Source organism: Azospirillum agricola (assembly GCF_017876095.1).
Lineage (GTDB): Bacteria > Pseudomonadota > Alphaproteobacteria > Azospirillales > Azospirillaceae > Azospirillum > Azospirillum agricola.
Genome location: NZ_JAGINM010000007.1, coordinates 256,962 through 272,244 on the forward strand (window position 1 = coordinate 256,962; position 15,283 = coordinate 272,244).

General features: G+C 69.3%; 15 protein-coding genes. 8 read left to right on the forward strand and 7 right to left on the reverse strand.

From position 1 onward, the window contains the following. From J2847_RS12830 to J2847_RS12840, 3 genes are read left to right on the forward strand one after another with little or no spacing between them, the layout of a single operon-like run. On the forward strand, positions 1–3,111 hold the full coding sequence (locus J2847_RS12830; protein WP_209779339.1) for an efflux RND transporter permease subunit: 3,111 nt from the start codon (positions 1–3) through the stop codon (positions 3,109–3,111). 27 nt (positions 3,112–3,138) lie between these two features. Next, the gene (locus J2847_RS12835) at positions 3,139–3,375 is read left to right on the forward strand and encodes a hypothetical protein (protein ID WP_209779340.1); all 237 of its coding nucleotides are present in this window, start codon (positions 3,139–3,141) and stop codon (positions 3,373–3,375) included. After that, complete coding sequence (locus tag J2847_RS12840; RefSeq protein ID WP_209779341.1) at positions 3,372–4,313, forward strand: SH3 domain-containing protein; 942 nt, start codon at positions 3,372–3,374, stop codon at positions 4,311–4,313. Before J2847_RS12835 ends, J2847_RS12840 begins: the two co-directional genes overlap by 4 nt. On the opposite strand, the gene J2847_RS12845 is transcribed toward J2847_RS12840, so the two are convergent. Both J2847_RS12845 and J2847_RS12850 read right to left on the reverse strand, forming a co-directional pair. Then, positions 4,303–4,752, reverse strand: a complete 450-nt coding sequence (locus J2847_RS12845; RefSeq protein ID WP_209779342.1) for a hypothetical protein — start codon at positions 4,750–4,752, stop codon at positions 4,303–4,305. The two genes, J2847_RS12840 and J2847_RS12845, sit on opposite strands and share 11 nt — an antisense overlap. 116 nt (positions 4,753–4,868) lie before the next feature. After that, complete coding sequence (locus tag J2847_RS12850; RefSeq protein WP_209779343.1) at positions 4,869–5,255, reverse strand: hypothetical protein; 387 nt, start codon at positions 5,253–5,255, stop codon at positions 4,869–4,871. Between the two features lie 188 nt (positions 5,256–5,443). Here J2847_RS12850 and J2847_RS12855 point away from each other — a divergent pair, with 188 nt between their 5' ends. Continuing rightward, on the forward strand, positions 5,444–5,863 hold the full coding sequence (locus J2847_RS12855) for an OsmC family protein (protein WP_209779344.1): 420 nt from the start codon (positions 5,444–5,446) through the stop codon (positions 5,861–5,863). A gap of 135 nt (positions 5,864–5,998) precedes the next feature. Here J2847_RS12855 and sugE read toward each other — a convergent pair whose 3' ends face one another. Continuing rightward, complete coding sequence (sugE, locus tag J2847_RS12860; protein WP_209779345.1) at positions 5,999–6,316, reverse strand: quaternary ammonium compound efflux SMR transporter SugE; 318 nt, start codon at positions 6,314–6,316, stop codon at positions 5,999–6,001. A 224-nt stretch (positions 6,317–6,540) separates the two neighbouring features. Here sugE and J2847_RS12865 point away from each other — a divergent pair, with 224 nt between their 5' ends. The 3 genes from J2847_RS12865 to J2847_RS12875 are packed head-to-tail and all read left to right on the forward strand — an operon-like array spanning position 6,541 to position 11,565. After that, on the forward strand, positions 6,541–6,861 hold the full coding sequence (locus J2847_RS12865) for an FAD assembly factor SdhE (RefSeq protein ID WP_085556974.1): 321 nt from the start codon (positions 6,541–6,543) through the stop codon (positions 6,859–6,861). Positions 6,862–6,904: 43 nt separating this feature from the next. Further along, positions 6,905–10,531: a transcription-repair coupling factor gene (gene mfd, locus J2847_RS12870; RefSeq protein ID WP_209779346.1), complete on the forward strand. Its 3,627-nt coding sequence runs from the start codon at positions 6,905–6,907 to the stop codon at positions 10,529–10,531. Between the two features lie 59 nt (positions 10,532–10,590). Further along, entirely contained in the window at positions 10,591–11,565 is a 975-nt protein-coding gene (locus J2847_RS12875; protein WP_325169398.1) for an ACT domain-containing protein, read from the forward strand. A gap of 19 nt (positions 11,566–11,584) precedes the next feature. Here the strand turns inward: J2847_RS12875 and J2847_RS12880 are convergent, their stop codons facing one another. The 4 genes from J2847_RS12880 to J2847_RS12895 form a co-directional block, all read right to left on the reverse strand. Then, positions 11,585–12,067, reverse strand: coding sequence for a PRC-barrel domain containing protein (locus J2847_RS12880; RefSeq protein ID WP_209779347.1), 483 nt, complete (start codon positions 12,065–12,067; stop codon positions 11,585–11,587). 169 nt (positions 12,068–12,236) lie between these two features. Beyond that, on the reverse strand, positions 12,237–12,917 hold the full coding sequence (locus J2847_RS12885) for a calcium-binding protein (protein ID WP_209779348.1): 681 nt from the start codon (positions 12,915–12,917) through the stop codon (positions 12,237–12,239). A 275-nt stretch (positions 12,918–13,192) separates the two neighbouring features. Next, a complete protein-coding gene (locus J2847_RS12890; RefSeq protein ID WP_209779349.1) occupies positions 13,193–13,381 on the reverse strand; it encodes a hypothetical protein in 189 nt (62 codons plus the stop codon). A 73-nt stretch (positions 13,382–13,454) separates the two neighbouring features. Then, a complete protein-coding gene (locus tag J2847_RS12895; RefSeq protein ID WP_085557375.1) occupies positions 13,455–13,619 on the reverse strand; it encodes an entericidin A/B family lipoprotein in 165 nt (54 codons plus the stop codon). Positions 13,620–13,853: 234 nt separating this feature from the next. Between J2847_RS12895 and J2847_RS12900 the strand changes: the two genes are divergently transcribed. Continuing rightward, on the forward strand, positions 13,854–15,200 hold the full coding sequence (locus tag J2847_RS12900) for an MATE family efflux transporter (protein WP_209779350.1): 1,347 nt from the start codon (positions 13,854–13,856) through the stop codon (positions 15,198–15,200). The last annotated feature ends 83 nt before the right edge of the window (positions 15,201–15,283 follow it).

Consider the following 15,283-nt stretch of genomic DNA (forward strand, 5'->3'; position numbering starts at 1 on the left):
ATGTTCCAGGCGCTCGTCGGTTTCTGCCTCCGCCACCGCGTTCCGGTGCTCGTCCTGACCGCGCTCCTGAGTGTCTGGGGCGTCCTGATCGGCCGCGACATGCCGGTGGCGCTGCTGCCGGAACTGCACCAGCCGGTCGTCACCGTGGTGACCGAGGCCGGCGGCCTGGCGCCCGAGGAGGTCGAGCAGCTCGTCACTTTCCCGCTGGAGACGCTGCTGAACGGAATGCCCGGCGTGTCGCGCGTGCGCAGCGTGTCGAGCCCCGGCTTCTCGCTGATCTACGCCGAATTCCAGTGGGGGACCGACCCCTACCGCAACCGCCAGCTCGTCGGCGAGCGCATCGCCATGGCGCGCGACCGGCTGCCGGAAGGGCTGACGCCGCAGATGGCGCCGATGTCGTCGGTCGCCGGCCTGATCCTCCAGATCGCGCTGACCACCGAATCCGGCGACCTGATGGCGTTGCGCGAACTGGCCGACTGGACCATCCGCCCCCGGCTGATGGCGGTGGAGGGCGTGTCGCAGGTCTACACGGTGGGCGGCGACGTCCGGCAGTTCCGCTTCACCCCCGACCTGGGCGCGATGCGGACGCTGGACATCAGCATCGCCAAGGTCGAGCAGGCCCTGAACGCCTTCGGCGCCAACAGCAGCGGCGGCTTCAACGACCTGCACAACTCCGAAGTCATCATCCGCAACGTCAGCCGCAGCCGCAGCCTGGAGGACATCCGCAGCCTCGTCGTCGCCTACCGCGAGGACCGGCCGGTGGTGCTGAGCCAGCTCGGCGAGGTCGGCTTCGCGCCGAAGGTGAAGCGCGGCGACGGCGCCTTCAACGGGCGCCCGGCGGTGCTTCTGTCGGTGTTGAAGCATCCCAGCGCCAACACGGTGGACACCGCCGCCGCGGTCGAGGCGCTGATGAAGACGCTGGGGCCCAGCCTGCCGCGCGGGGTGCGGGCCGACCAGATCTCCTACAGCCAGGCGGAGCTGGTCACCGACTCCATCGACACCGTCAAGCATGTGCTGCGCGACGCCATCATCATCGTCATCATCGTGCTGGCCGCCTTCCTGATGAACGTGCAGACCACGGTGATCGCCATGCTGTCGATCCCGGTCTCGCTGCTGGTGACGGTCATCACCTTCCATCTGCTCGGCGCCACCATCAACACCATGACGCTGGGCGGCATCGCCATCGGCATCGGCCAGCTCGTCGACGATTCGGTGGTCAACGTCGAGAACATCCTGCGCCGGCTGAGCGAGAACCGGCAGCGCCCGCTGCCGCGCCCGTCGCTGACGGTGATCGCCGACGCCTCGCAGGAGGTGCGGTCTGGCATCGTCTACGCGACGATGATCATCCTGCTGGTCTTCCTGCCGCTGTTCGCCATGCCGGGCGAGCAGGGCCGCCTGTTCGGCCCGCTGGGTCTGGCCTACATCATCTCGATCTTCGCCAGCCTCGTCGTGTCGATGACGCTGACGCCGGTGCTGTGCTCCTACTTCCTGCCGGGGATGAAGTCCCTCGGCGACTCCTACCACGGCAAGCCGGTGCTGGCGATGAAGGCGGCCAACCGCCGGGCGCTCGGCTGGGCGCTGGATCACCAGAAGCTGCTGATGGGGATCGCCGCCGGTCTGGTGGCGCTGGCCGCCCTGTCGATGCCCTTCCTGCCGCGCTCCTTCCTGCCGCCCTTCAACGAAGGGACGCTCTATGTGCAGCTTCTCAACAAGCCGGGCATCTCGCTGAACGATTCGGTGCGCATCGGCCAGATGGCGGAGCGGCTGATCCTCCAGGTGCCGGAGGTGGTCAGCGTCTCGCGGCGCACCGGGCGGAACGAGAACGACGAGGACGCCGATCCGGTGAGCGCCAGCGAGTTCCCGGTCCGCATCGCGCTCGGCGCGCGCAGCCGGGCCGAGATCATCGAGGATCTGCGCCACCGCCTGTCGATCCTGCCGGTCGACCTGACCGTCACCCAGTTCCTGACCTCGCGCATGCAGGTCGCCCAGAACGGCGTGCGCGGCGCCATCGTGCTGAAGATCTACGGCGACGACCTGGGCACGCTGCGGGTGCTGGCCGAGACCTTCCACCAGCGCTTCAAGGAGGTCCCCGGTCTGGTCGATCTGATGGTCGAGCAGCAGGTGCGCGTGCCCCAGATCCGCATCACCATGGATTACGCCCGGGCCAAGCTGTTCGGCGTGACCCCCGCGGCGATGACCCAGGCGCTGGAGAGCCTGTCCAACGGGCGGGTGGTGTCGCAGGTGATCGACGACGGCAAGCGCTTCGACGTGCTGATCAAGCTGGCCGACGCCGACCGCTCGATGGAGGCGCTGTCGCAGCTCCGCATGGAGACGCCGGCCGGCTACGTGCCGCTCTCCTCCATCGCGGCGGTGGTCAACACCGACGGCCCCAACCAGATCCTGCGCGAGAACGGGCTGCGCCGCATCGCCGTCACCGCCAACACCGACGGGTCGGACCTCTCGGCCATCGTGGCGAAGATGCGCGCGGCCATCGCGGCGACGCCGCTGCCCCAGGGCTACACCACCAACCTGGAGGGCAGCTTCCGCCAGGAGGAGGACAGCCGGGGAGTCATGGCCGGGCTGGCTCTGCTGTCGGCGGCGATGATCTTCCTGGTGCTGTACCAGCGCTACCGCTCGGTGGTGTTCACCGCCATCGTCATGGGCAACATCCCGCTGGCGCTGATCGGCAGCGTCGCCGCCCTGTGGATGTTCGGCGAGGATCTGAGTCTCGCCGCCATGATCGGCTTCATCGCCGTGGCCGGCGTCGCCGTGCGCAACGGCGTGCTCAAGATCAGCCACTTCATCAATCTCGCCCTGCACGACAACATGCCGGCGGGCCGCGAGTTGGTGGTGCGGGGCTGCGACGAGCGGCTGATGCCGGTGATGATGACGGCCCTGTCGGCCGGGCTGGCGCTGATCCCGCTGCTGATCGTGTCGGACGCGCCGGGCGGAGAAATCCTGCATCCGGTGGCGCTGGTGATCTTCGGCGGGCTGATCAGTTCGACCATGCTGGACACGCTGACCACGCCGGTGCTGTTCTACCGCTTCGGGCAGCCGGCGCTGGAGCGGCTGCTCAGCGAGACCGGCGACCTCGCCGTCGAAACCTACTGACCGCCGCAGGGAAGGGAACGCACGCAGATGGGGCCGTTTTCTCTCACCTCGGCGGTGGTCGCCGCCACGCTGATGGGCAGCGTGGCGCTGGACATCGGCGTGAACGCGTTGCAGGACTGGTACGACACCTTCTACGCCGACGCGCTGTGGAGCAGCCGGCCGGTCAACGGCGAACTGGACCGCCAGTTGCTGAAGGAGGAGGCCGAGATCGACCGCCTGATGCGCGAGGCGGATTTTGTGAGCGAGGAAGCGGACGCCCGATGAGCCATTCTGTTCCGTCTCCCCGCTTGCGGGTTGCCGCCCTGGCCCTGGCGATCGGGCTGGGCGGGGCGTCCGGCCCCGTTTCGGCCCAAACGGCGGCGCAGACGGCGCGGCCCGCAGCCGTGCAGCTCCAGCCGGTCTCCGGCGATTACGTGACGGTCGGCCGCACCAACCTGCGCCAGCAGCCGAGCCAGCAGGGCGCCCGCATCGCCCTGATCGAGTCCGGGGTGCGGCTGAAGGTGACGGGCAAGGTCGCCGACGCGCCCTGGTACGCGGTGACGCGCGAGGATGGCCGCAGCGGCTACGTCTTCGCCGATCTGCTGCGGCCGGTCGCCGCCGACCCGCTGCCCCCGGCGCCCTCCCCGGCGGTTCCCGCCGTGTCGCCGGCGGCCGCCGATCCGGTGGGTGAAGCGTTGCGCGAGCGGCTCGACAAGATGGATGCGGCGCTGGCCGACATCCGCAAGCGGGTCGAGGAGAGCGCCGCCGCGCGGGGCGTCGCGGAGCGGCAGCAGGCGTTGGAATCGGCGATCGGCGCCCTGCGCGACGACATCGCCGGCCTGCGCGGCGCCGCCGCCGAGGGTGACAGGCCCGGCGGTTTCATGGACCGGCTGATCGGCCTGCAAGAGCAGATCTCGGCCCAGATCGCCGAGCAGAAGGCCGATCTGGAAAAGCTCGGCAGGCGGCTCGACACCGCCGAGGAATGGCTGAAGCCGGTCAAGGAGTGGAGCGACCGCACGCTCGACGGTCTGCGTCCGGGGCAGGGTTGGGCGGATTGGTTCTGGAGCGGCTATTCCGCGACGTGGTCGTGGCTGACCGAGGGCTGGTGGTGGCAGGAGCCTGCCGGCTCCGCTCCAACCGCTCCCGGCCCCGGTGCCGCCCCGCCGCCGTCCTCCCCGCCGTCTCCCCCGGCGTCGAACGAGCGGCGCACCATCATGGGATGAGCGCCGCCGCCTCCAGCCGGAGGCGGAGTTTCTGCACCGCCGGGTCGGGCTGCGGAACCACGGGCCGCGCCTGGGCCGGCGTGGTGGTCCCGCCCACGTCGCCCGTCGGGAAGGCGGTGGCGATGAAGACACCCATGGTGCAGCCGGCGCCGAAATAGGTGAGGATCTGGCCGACCACCGGCCCGCCCACGCCGCCGGTTCCGGCCACCCCCGACGCCAGCGCCAGACCGGTCAGCCCCAAACCGACCACGCTGCACCCCATCGCCTGGCGCTGGGCGAGCACCGGTTCGCTCGACAGGGTCGGGAAATCGGCCGGCAGGCCGCTGGCGCCGTTTTCGCCGCCGGTATTGGCGTGGGCGGGGGACAGGGTGGCGCTTGCCAGAAGTCCCGTCAGCAGCAGGACGGCGAGGGCCGGACGGTCGATGGCGGGGCGGGGCATGGCACGGTCTCCGGAACAGGCTGGAACTGCACCGGGGAACGCAACGAATCGGTTGATCGGTTCCGAACTCTTCCGGATTCACCGATGGGGTGGGCGTCCTACCACGTCGGCGAGCGTCACCGCGCGGCGTGCAGCATGGGGTTCGGTGCGGTGCGCTCGCGCATGGCGGGGGATGGTGCCGAGGTCGCTTCGGCCGGCGCCTTGGTCACGTTGCGGTAGACCCAGCTGTAGCCGGTGGAGGCTGTGGTGAAGGCCAGACCGGCGCCGCAGCCGACCCCGGCGGACAGCGCGACGGCGGACACCGCGACGGAGGTGCCGACCCCGCTGTTGACCAGCGGCATCAGCACCAGCCCCGAGGTCAGCCCGCTGACCGTGGCCCCGCTTAGGCAGGAGACGACCGCCCGCTCGGTGAAGCTGTCATCCTGCGCATGCGCGGAACCGGGGCCGAGCGTGGCGGCGGCCAGCGGCAGGGCGAGGGACGCTGCGGACAGGATGCGGCGCATCGGTGCTCCTCCGTTCGGGAAAGGGCAGGGGTGCGGGTGGGGCCAGCGGACCCTACCGTTTGGAATATACCGGCACTCACGGAGCGGCAAGGGGAAAGCACGGCCGCAGCGGCGCCGCGCTTGCGCCGATGCGGCCGGGCGCCTAGCTTCGCAGCCGGAACGACAACCGGTTTGCGGAGAGCAGGGTCATGAAGGCGCGCGTCACCTGGGTGGACGGCAAGATGTTCGTCGGCGAATCCGGCAGCGGCCACGCGGTGGTGATGGACGGCGCGCCGGAGGCCGGGGGCCGCAATCTGGGCGTCCGCCCGATGGAGATGCTGCTGATCGGCATGGGCGGCTGCTCCTGCTTCGACGTGGTGATGATCCTGGAGAAGGGCCGTCAGGCCATCACCGACTGCGTTGCCGCCATCGAGGCCGAGCGCGCCGACACCGATCCGAAGGTCTTCACCAGGATCCACATGCATTTCACGGTGACCGGCCGCAATCTCGACCCGGCGAAGGTGGGGCGCGCCATCGCCCTGTCGGCGGAGAAATACTGCTCGGCCTCGATCATGCTCGGGCAGACCGCGACGATCACCCATGATTTCGAGGTGGTCGAGGCCCCCTGAGGTGACGCTCCTGTTTTCCGTCATGCCCGTGCCTGGCACGGGCATCCACGTGCGTGCTTCAAGGTTGCGCGTGGAGATCCGGCACAAGGCCGGGCATGACGGATGAAGTGAGAGAGCGGTTGCTTTGCACGGTTTTCAGCCGTGCAGCAGCTTCAGTCCGGCAATTCCGCCGATGATGGCGGCGATGCAGAGCAGGCGCGCCGCACCCGCCGGTTCGCCGAACAGCGCCATGCCGAGGATGGCGGTGCCGACCGTGCCGATCCCGGTCCATACGGCGTAGGCGGTGCCGAGCGGCAGCGTCTTCAGGGCGACGCCGAGCAGGCCGATGCTGCCCAGCATGGCCGCCGCGGTCCAGACGCTGGGCCACAGGCGGGTGAAGCCTTCGGTGTGCTTGAGGCCGATGGCCCAGCCGATTTCCAGCAGGCCGGCCAACGCAAGTACGATCCACGCCATGACGGCGCCTCCTTCTGGTCGGAAGGCAGGGCCGTCCCCGCGCGTGATCTCCCCTTTTGGGCGGCGGGGTCGTCCCCGCCGGGGTCGCTTCCTATATGGTCGGAATGGCCCTTCGGTCAAGCCGCGCGCGAGCGGTTGCATCCCCGATGCCGCCCGTGCAGGATGGGGTTCCTGAATGGTTCCCCCTCCGCCGGTGGCCGAGGGGCTTTCGATGTTGAGAGACGATGACCGAGCACGCTGACCAGACGGCGCCATCCGCCGTGAAATCCACCGGCGAATCCATCGACGACCGCCGCAAGCGGCTGCGCTTCCGTTCCTGGCATCGCGGCATGCGCGAGATGGATCTGCTGATCGGCAGCTTCGCCGACGCCCATGTCGGCGGCTTCGACAGTGGCATGCTCGACCGTTACGAGGCTCTGCTGGAACTGAGCGATCCCGATCTCTACAACTGGATGTCCGGGCGCGAGCCGGTGCCGGCCGAGCATGACAACGACGTCATGCGGCTGTTGACCGCGTTCCGCTACACCCCGCGCCAGGGTTCCTGACGCTCCGGGGCGCCCGTCCCACCCGTTCGCGAAGGCATGTCCCTTGGTCAGTTTCGATCTCCAGCCCGGCCGCGCCGGCCGTCTCCTGATCGGCGGCGCGCCGGAAGGGCAGGACGCCCGCGTCCTCGCCGAGCTTGCGAAGAAAGCCGGGGCCTACGGGCTGCTGCACGTTGCGCTCGACGACACGCGCGCCGCCCTGCTGGCCGAGGCGCTGGCCTTCTTCGCGCCGGGGCTGGAGGTGCTGACGCTCCCGGCCTGGGACTGCCTGCCCTACGACCGGGTGTCGCCCAACGGCGGCATCGTCGCCAAGCGGATCGACGCGCTCACCCGGCTGATCGCCCGGCAGGCGGCGGCCGGCCACCGCGACGGGCTGGCGCCGCTGCTGGTGCTGACCACGGTCAACGCGGCGGTGCAGAAGGTGCCGCCCCGCTCCGCCTTCAAGGACGCGACCTTCCAGGCCAAGTTGCGCGACCGCATCGACCTGGAGAAGCTCCAGCGCTACCTTGCCGGCAACGGCTACACCCGCGCCCAGACGGTGCGCGAGCCGGGCGAGTTCGCCATCCGCGGCGGCATCGTCGACCTGTTCCCGCCCGGCACCGACGAGCCGCTGCGCCTCGACCTGTTCGGCGACGAGCTGGAGGGGGTGCGCGCCTTCGACCCGATGAGCCAGCGCACCACCGAGAAGCGCGACAAGGTCGAGCTGAAGCCGATGTCGGAGGTCTTCCTCGACGAGGCCGGGATCGCCCGCTTCCGCTCCGGCTACCGCGAGCTGTTCGGGGCGGTCACCAATGACGATCCGCTCTACGAGGCGATCTCCGCCGGGCGCTCCTATGGTGGGATGGAGCATTGGCTGCCGCTGTTCCACGAAAGCATGGACACGGTCTTCGACTACCTGCCGCGCGGCATCGTCAGCCTCGACCATCAGGCGGTGGAGGCGCGCGACGCCCGCCTCACCCAGATCGAGGATTTCCACAGCTCCCGCGAAGGGATGATGGCGATCGAGAAGCGGACGGGCGCGCCGGTCTACAAGCCGGTGCCGGTCCGCTCGCTGTTCCTCGATTCCGGAAGCTGGGACGTGCTGCTGAGCCAGCGGGCGGTGGCGCAGTTGCAGGTCTTCGCCACGCCGCCGGGCATCAAGGGCACGGTTGACGCGGGCGGCAAGCGCGGCCACGACTTCGCCGAGGAGCGCAACCGCCCCGACGTCAACGTCTTCGACGCGGTGAAGGACCACATCCGGGCTCTGCGCGCCGACGGGCGGCGGGTTCTGGTCGCCGGCTATTCGGCCGGTTCGCGCGACCGACTGTCCAACGTGCTGGCCGACCACGGCATTCCGGGGCTGGAGCCGGCCGACAGCATGGAGGATGTCCGCCGCTTCGACCGTGGCGTGATCGGCACCATCGTGCTGGGGATGGAGCATGGCTTCACCGCGGCCGATCTGGCGGTGATCACCGAGCAGGACATCCTCGGCGACCGCCTCGTCCGTCCGGCCAAGAAGAAGCGCAAGGCCGCCAACTTCATCGCCGAGCATTCGGCGCTGCACGAGGGCGACGTCGTCGTCCACATGGACCACGGCATCGGCCGTTACGACGGGCTGGAGACTCTGGAGGTCACCGGCGCGCCGCACGACTGCCTGCGCATCGTCTACGAGGGCGGCGACAAGCTCTACGTCCCGGTCGAGAACATCGAGGTGCTGTCGCGCTACGGCTCGGAGGACGCCAACGTCCAGCTCGACAAGCTGGGCGGCGCCGGCTGGCAGGGCCGCAAGGCGCGGGTCAAGAAGCGCCTGAAGGACATGGCGGAAGCCCTGCTGAAGATCGCCGCCGAGCGCATGCTGAAGAAGGCCGACCCGGTGCTGACCCCGGAGGGCGTCTATCAGGAGTTCGCGGCGCGCTTCCCATACCCCGAGACCGACGACCAGTTGAAGGCGATCGAGGACATCTTCACCGATCTCGGCAGCGGCCGGCCGATGGACCGTCTGGTCTGCGGCGACGTCGGCTTCGGCAAGACCGAGGTGGCGCTGCGCGCCGCCTTCATGGTGGCGATGAGCGGCAAGCAGGTCGCCGTCGTGGTGCCGACGACGCTGCTGGCGCGCCAGCATTTCAAGACCTTCGCCACCCGGTTCAACGGGCTGCCGGTGCGGGTGGTGCAGCTTTCCCGCATGGTGACGGCGCGCGAGCAGACGCTGGTCAAGAAGGAACTGGCCGAGGGCACCGCCGACATCGTCGTCGGCACCCACGCGCTGCTGGCCAAGACGCTCGACTTCAAGCGGCTCGGCATGGTGATCGTCGACGAGGAGCAGCATTTCGGCGTCAAGCAGAAGGAGCGCCTGAAGGAACTGCGCGCCGACATCCATGTCCTGACGCTGACCGCGACGCCGATTCCGCGCACGCTGCAAATGGCGCTGTCGGGCGTGCGCGAGCTGTCGCTGATCGCGACACCGCCGGTCGACCGTCTGGCGGTGCGGACCTTCGTGCTGCCCTATGACGGGGTGGTGATCCGCGAGGCGATCCTGCGCGAGCATTACCGGGGCGGCCAGACCTTCTACGTCTGCCCGCGCATCGAGGATCTGGCCCGCGTCGCCGAGCGGGTGCGCGAGCTGGTGCCCGAGGTCAAGATGGTCATGGCGCACGGCCAGATGGCGGCCAGCGAGCTGGAAGACGTGATGACCGCCTTCGACGAAGGCAAGTTCGACCTGCTGCTCGCCACCAACATCATCGAGAGCGGGCTGGACATCCCCAACGCCAACACGCTGATCGTCCACCGCGCCGACCTGTTCGGGCTGGCCCAGCTCTACCAGATCCGGGGACGCGTCGGCCGCTCGAAGAAGCGCGGTTACGCCTACCTGACCTACGCCGCCAACAAACCGCTGAACGCGACGGCGCAGCAGCGGCTTCACGTCATCGAGACGCTCGACAGCCTGGGAGCCGGCTTCCAGCTCGCCAGCCACGACATGGACATCCGGGGCGCCGGCAACCTGCTGGGCGAGGAACAGTCGGGGCAGGTGCGCGAGGTCGGCGTCGAACTGTACCAGCAGATGCTGGAGGAGGCGGTCGCCAACGCGCGGGCCGCCATGCAGGAGGGCGCCATCGCGGCGGCGGCCGCGCAGGAGTGGGTGCCGCAGATCAACCTCGGCACGCCGGTGCTGATCCCGGAAAGCTATGTGCCCGACCTGACGGTGCGGCTGTCGCTCTACCGCCGCATCGCCGATCTGGTGGACCGCGCCGAGGTCGACGGCTTCGCGGCGGAACTGATCGACCGCTTCGGCAAGCTGCCGGAGGAGGTCGACAACCTGCTCGACGTCGTCACCATCAAGCGGCTGTGCAAGCAGGCCAACGTCGAGCGGGTCGACGCCGGGCCGAAGGGGCTGGTGCTGACCTTCCACGACAATGTCTTCGCCGAGCCGGCCAAGCTGCTGACCTACATCGCCGGCCACCTGACGCTGATGAAGCTGCGGCCCGACCACAAGCTGGTCTACAGCCGCGAATGGCCCGATCCGCAGGCCCGCGTCCGCAGCGTCCAGAAGCTGGTCAAGGATCTGGCCGAGATGGCGGCCGGCGGCGGCGTCCCGCGCGCCGACACGCCGCCCCCGCCGCCTCCACCCCCGCCGCCGCGCCCGACCGCGCTGAAGGCGGGCTCGCGCTTCGGCCGCCATCTGCCGGGGCGGCGATAGGATGATGGTTCCGGTTCGGGCCGCGATGCTCCCACCCCGCCCGGCGGGGGAAGGTTAGGGTGGGCGGCCGTGTGCCGATGGAGGCCCGTCTGTCCATCGCCGCCCGTCTTGCCCGAGGCGACCGCCGGGTGGAGGGCGACGCCCCCTCCGTCGCGGCGGACGTCGCGGCCAATCCGGCCAAGCTGCCGGAACTGTTCGCCTGTCTGTTCGACGGCGATCCCAGCGTGCGCATGCGCGCGGCGGATTCGCTGGAGCGGATGTCGCGCGGCAACGGGGCGTGGCTCGATCCCTACGCCGAGCCTCTGCTGACCGACGCCGTCGCCATCGAGCAGGCCGAGGTGCGCTGGCACATCGCGCGGATCCTGCCGCGCCTGACGCTGGACGGCGGGCAGCGCCACCGCGCCGCCATCCTGCTGGCCGACTGGTTCGAGAACAGCCCGAGCCGCATCGTCCAGACCAGCGCCTTGCAGGCGGTCGTCGATCTCGCCGACCAGGACGGCGATCTGCGCGCGACCGCGGCGGAGATGCTGGGCCGCGCGCTGCGGTCGGATGTGCCGTCGCTGGCCGCCCGTGCCCAACGCATCCTGAAGCCCTTCGAGGTGGACGAGGCGACGCTGACCGCCGCGCTGGCGCCGCGCGACCACGGCGGGCTGACCCTCTCGGTGTTGCCCGGCCGGCTGGCGGTGGCGCAGGTGCCGCCGGGCCAGGGGCTGCCCTCCTGGCTCGACTGGAGCGACCCGCTGGTCGGGGCGACGCGGACGGGGGAAGGGCTGTCGATCCTCTGCCGCGAGGACCGCGTGCCGGAGGACGTGAAGGCCGAACGCGGCTGGCGGGCCTTCAAGGTCGAAGGCCCGCTCGACGTCTCGCTGTTCGGTGTCCTGGCGCGCATCGCCGTGCCGCTGGCGCAGGCGCATGTGCCGATCTTCGCAATGTCGACCTACGACACCGACTACGTGCTGGTGCGCGCCGACGATCTCGACAAGGCGGCCGAGGTGCTGGCGCTGAGCTGCACGGTGCTGCGCGGCGACGGCTGAGGCGGGCGGCGGGACGAGGTCAACGGGGGAGGGTGGTGGCGCCGGTCCAGTTGGTCGGCTCCAGCCCCGTTCGCGGCAGGTACGGGTTGCCCGTGGCGGTGCCGCTGCCCATGGAGATCATGCGGTCGGTGCTGTCGGTCATCGGCAGGGCGGCGAACTGGGTGGGCGTCATGCCGACGAGGATCACCGCCTGCCGGTTGGGGGCGTAGCGCAGATCGGCGGTGTTGACCGTGGTCTTGCGCGCGGTCGGGTACATCGGCGAGCCCGTGCCGACGATGACCTGCTGGATCCGGTTGTCCGGAGTCACCACGAGATCGTCGACGCTGCCCAGCGTGCGCGTCCCGTCGGCCGACTGCACGCTCAGCCCGACCAGTTGCAGGGGCGACAGGGTGGAGACGTCCTGCGCCGTCGTCGCCGGGCCGGTCTGGGCGCAGGCGCCCAGCGCCAGCACCGCGCCGGCCGACAGAAGGGTGAGGACGGAGCGTTTCGGGGAGCGGTTCATGGGATCGGGCCTCGCTGCTGGTGGCGCGCGGATTGGGGGTCCGCTTGGACTAGGCAACAGCGGAGGCGGGAGGTTGGCCGTGCCACTCCGAAGGAGGTCTCCCAAAGAGAGGCGGGAGGCGGAGGATGGGCCATCGCCCTCCGCCTCCCGCCGTCAGGTTGCCTTTGGACTACACGAAGAAGAAGTCATGCCCGGCGGACAAGCCGGTCTGGTCCACGGTCAGATGCGAGCCGTCGTAGAAGGAGAAGATCGTCGAGCTTCCGGACGTCGTCATGGTCATCTGCGACGCGGTGTAGCCGCTGAACTCGATGCGGTCGATCCCCTTCTCGAAATACTGGATCTGGTCGTTGCCGAAGCCGCCGGCTGCCTGTTCCATGATGAAGCGGTCGAGCGTGCCGTCCATGTAGCTGACCATCGTGTCGTTGCCGGTGCCGGGCTGGAACACGTCGCTGCCGTCGTCGCGCAGCGTGTCGATCAGGTAGTCGTCGCCGGCGCCGCCGATCATGGTGTCGTTGCCGCGGCCGCCCTTGATGGTGTCGTTCATGATGCCGCCGTCGAGCCAGTCGTTGCCCGCCCCGCCGAACAGCTGGTCGTTGCCCTGGTCGCCCCACATCATGTCGTCGCCGGCTTCGTTGCCGTAGGGGTCGCCCAGCCAGTCGTTGCCGTCGCCGCCGTGCAGCGAGTCGTTGCCGAGGCCGCCGATCAGCGAATCGTTGCCGCGCTCGCCATACATCAGATCGTTGCCGGCACCGCCATCGAGTCGGTCATGACCATCCATTCCGTGGATGAGGTCGCCGTTCGCCGTGCCGGTGATGGTGTCGTTGGTGGCTTTTCCCCAGAAGGTCGACATAGCGCGTCTCCTCGATTGCGTTAACGGAATATTAACCGCAATCGAGGGGGAGGGAGAAATAGGAAAAGGAGGCAATACTCTCGGCATTTGAGTAATATCACATATCAACCCATTTTTAATGATCTGTGATATTAAAATGGTTCTGAATTCGAAATTATTTCTCTTGAGAAATAGGCTATCTGTGATTTTTCTGTGACATCAATACTTGTTCATGTCGAGGTTTGTTTTGGAATTCGCCCCTCCCCAACGTTCGTCAGGGAGGGGCGGGGTGCTTCTCACGCGGTGGTCGGGTTCGGCATGCCGGGCATCGGCTCGTCGGCCGGCGGCGGCATTTCCGGGGGGACATCCGGGTTGGGTGGCACCGGATAGGGCTCGGGGGTTGTCGGCCGATCGGGCTGCGGCGTGGACGGGGTGGCCGGCGCCGGGATCTCGCCGGGGTTGGCCGGCTTCTGCGGGTCGGGCATGGGCTGTCTCTCCTTGGCTCTGGCTCTGGTCGGCTCGGTTCTGGCGGTCATCCAACGCGATCGCCGGAGCCGTTCACTCGGCGGAACGTTCGATCGCCCGCCCGCCGGCCTTGATGTCCTGCCCGGCCCCCTCGACGGTGTTGCAGCCCGTGAGCAGGGCCGCGAAGGCGACGACGAAGCTGATGAGCACCACCTCACGCACGGGAAGCTGAATCGCACGGGTCGTTGCACGGGGCATGGTCGTCTCCTTTGCGAGCGGATGGAGCGGGCAGGGGGTTCGTCTGTTCAACGGCGCGCGGACGGGCTTGGTTCCACGGCGCCATGCGTGGAGCGCAACCGTCCATTCGGTGCGGCTCAGCGCTCTTGACGCGGTACGCCGGGCGGTCAAGATGACCGGCTTTTCGACAGCCTGCCCAGTTTTCGATCACCGCCCGTTCAGCCGCCACCCGTCAACAGACCGCGTGTGACCATCATGACCTCCGTCGCCCTGTCCCAGTCCGAGCGCCTGCGCGGCCATGTCGGCGAACTGCTGCGGCTGGCGGCCCCGGTCATCGTCTCGCGCGCCGGGCTGATGGTGATGATGGCGGTCGACACCGCGATCGTCGGCCGCTACGCCGCGCAGGAGCTGGCCTATTACGGGTTGGCGCATCTGCCGGCCAACATCATGGTCGGCACCGGCGTCGGGCTGCTGATGGGCACGGTGATGATCACCGCCCACGCGCTGGGCGCCGGGAACGAGGCGGAGTGCGGGCGGGCGTGGCGCCGCTCGATTCCCTACGCCCTGCTGCTGGGCGTGCTCTTCGCGCTGATCTCGCTGCTGGGGGCGCCGCTGTTCCGGCTGGGCGGCCAGACCGAGGATCTGGCGCGGGGCGGCGGGGCCGTGCTCGCCGTGCTCGGGCTCGGCTCGCCGGGGATGATGCTCTACATCACCACCGGCTTCTTCCTGGAGGGCATCAAGCGGCCGATCCCCGGCATGGTGGCGATGGTGCTGGGCAACATCGTCAACGGGCTGTTGGCCTGGGCGCTGGTCTGGGGGCATCTCGGCTTTCCCGCCATGGGGGCGGTCGGGTCGGCCTGGGCGACAACGGCCGTGCGCTGGGCGATGGGGATCGGGCTGGTCGCCTACGCCTGGTGGATGAGCGACCACGCCCGCTGGCACGTCCGCGTTCCGGTGAAGGACTGGTGGTCGGGCGCGGCGAAACAGCGTCATCTCGGCTACGCCGCCGGGACCAGCATCGGCGTCGAGAGCGGCGCCTTCGCGGCGCTCGGGCTGTTCGCCGGCATGATCTCGCCGCTCGCGCTCGGCGCCTACACGGTCGGGCTGAACCTGATCGCGCTGCCCTTCATGGCGGCGGTCGGGCTGGCCTCGGCGACGGCGGTTCGGGTCGGTGTCGCCTACGGGCAAGGCGACCGCCGCGACATGGCGATGGCCGGCTGGACCGGTCTGGCCGTCACCAGCGCCATCCTGGCGGTGGTCGGCGTGCTCTACCGGCTGCTGCCCGAGACCATCGGCGCCATCTACACCACCGACGAGAACCTGCTGGCCGCCGTGGCGCCGCTGATCGCCTTCGGCGCCTGGATCCTGATCGCCGACGGCGGGCAGACGGTGATGGCCAACGCGCTGCGCGGCCGTCACGACGCCTGGGTGCCGACGGCGCTGCATTTCGTGTCCTACGCCGTGGTGATGATTCCCGTGTCCGCCCTGCTCGTGTTCGGGCTGGATCGGGGCGCGCGCGGGCTTTTCGAGGGCATTCTGATCGCCAGTGTGGTATCCGTCAGCGTTCTTTCGCTGCGCTTCGCGCATCTGAGCCGCCGCTGACCGGCCGGGGTGCTCCCCGGCGCCGGAAAACGGCCCCAGGCGTTGTGTGCATATGCGAAAGCTGGTATATTTCCAGGTGTTAA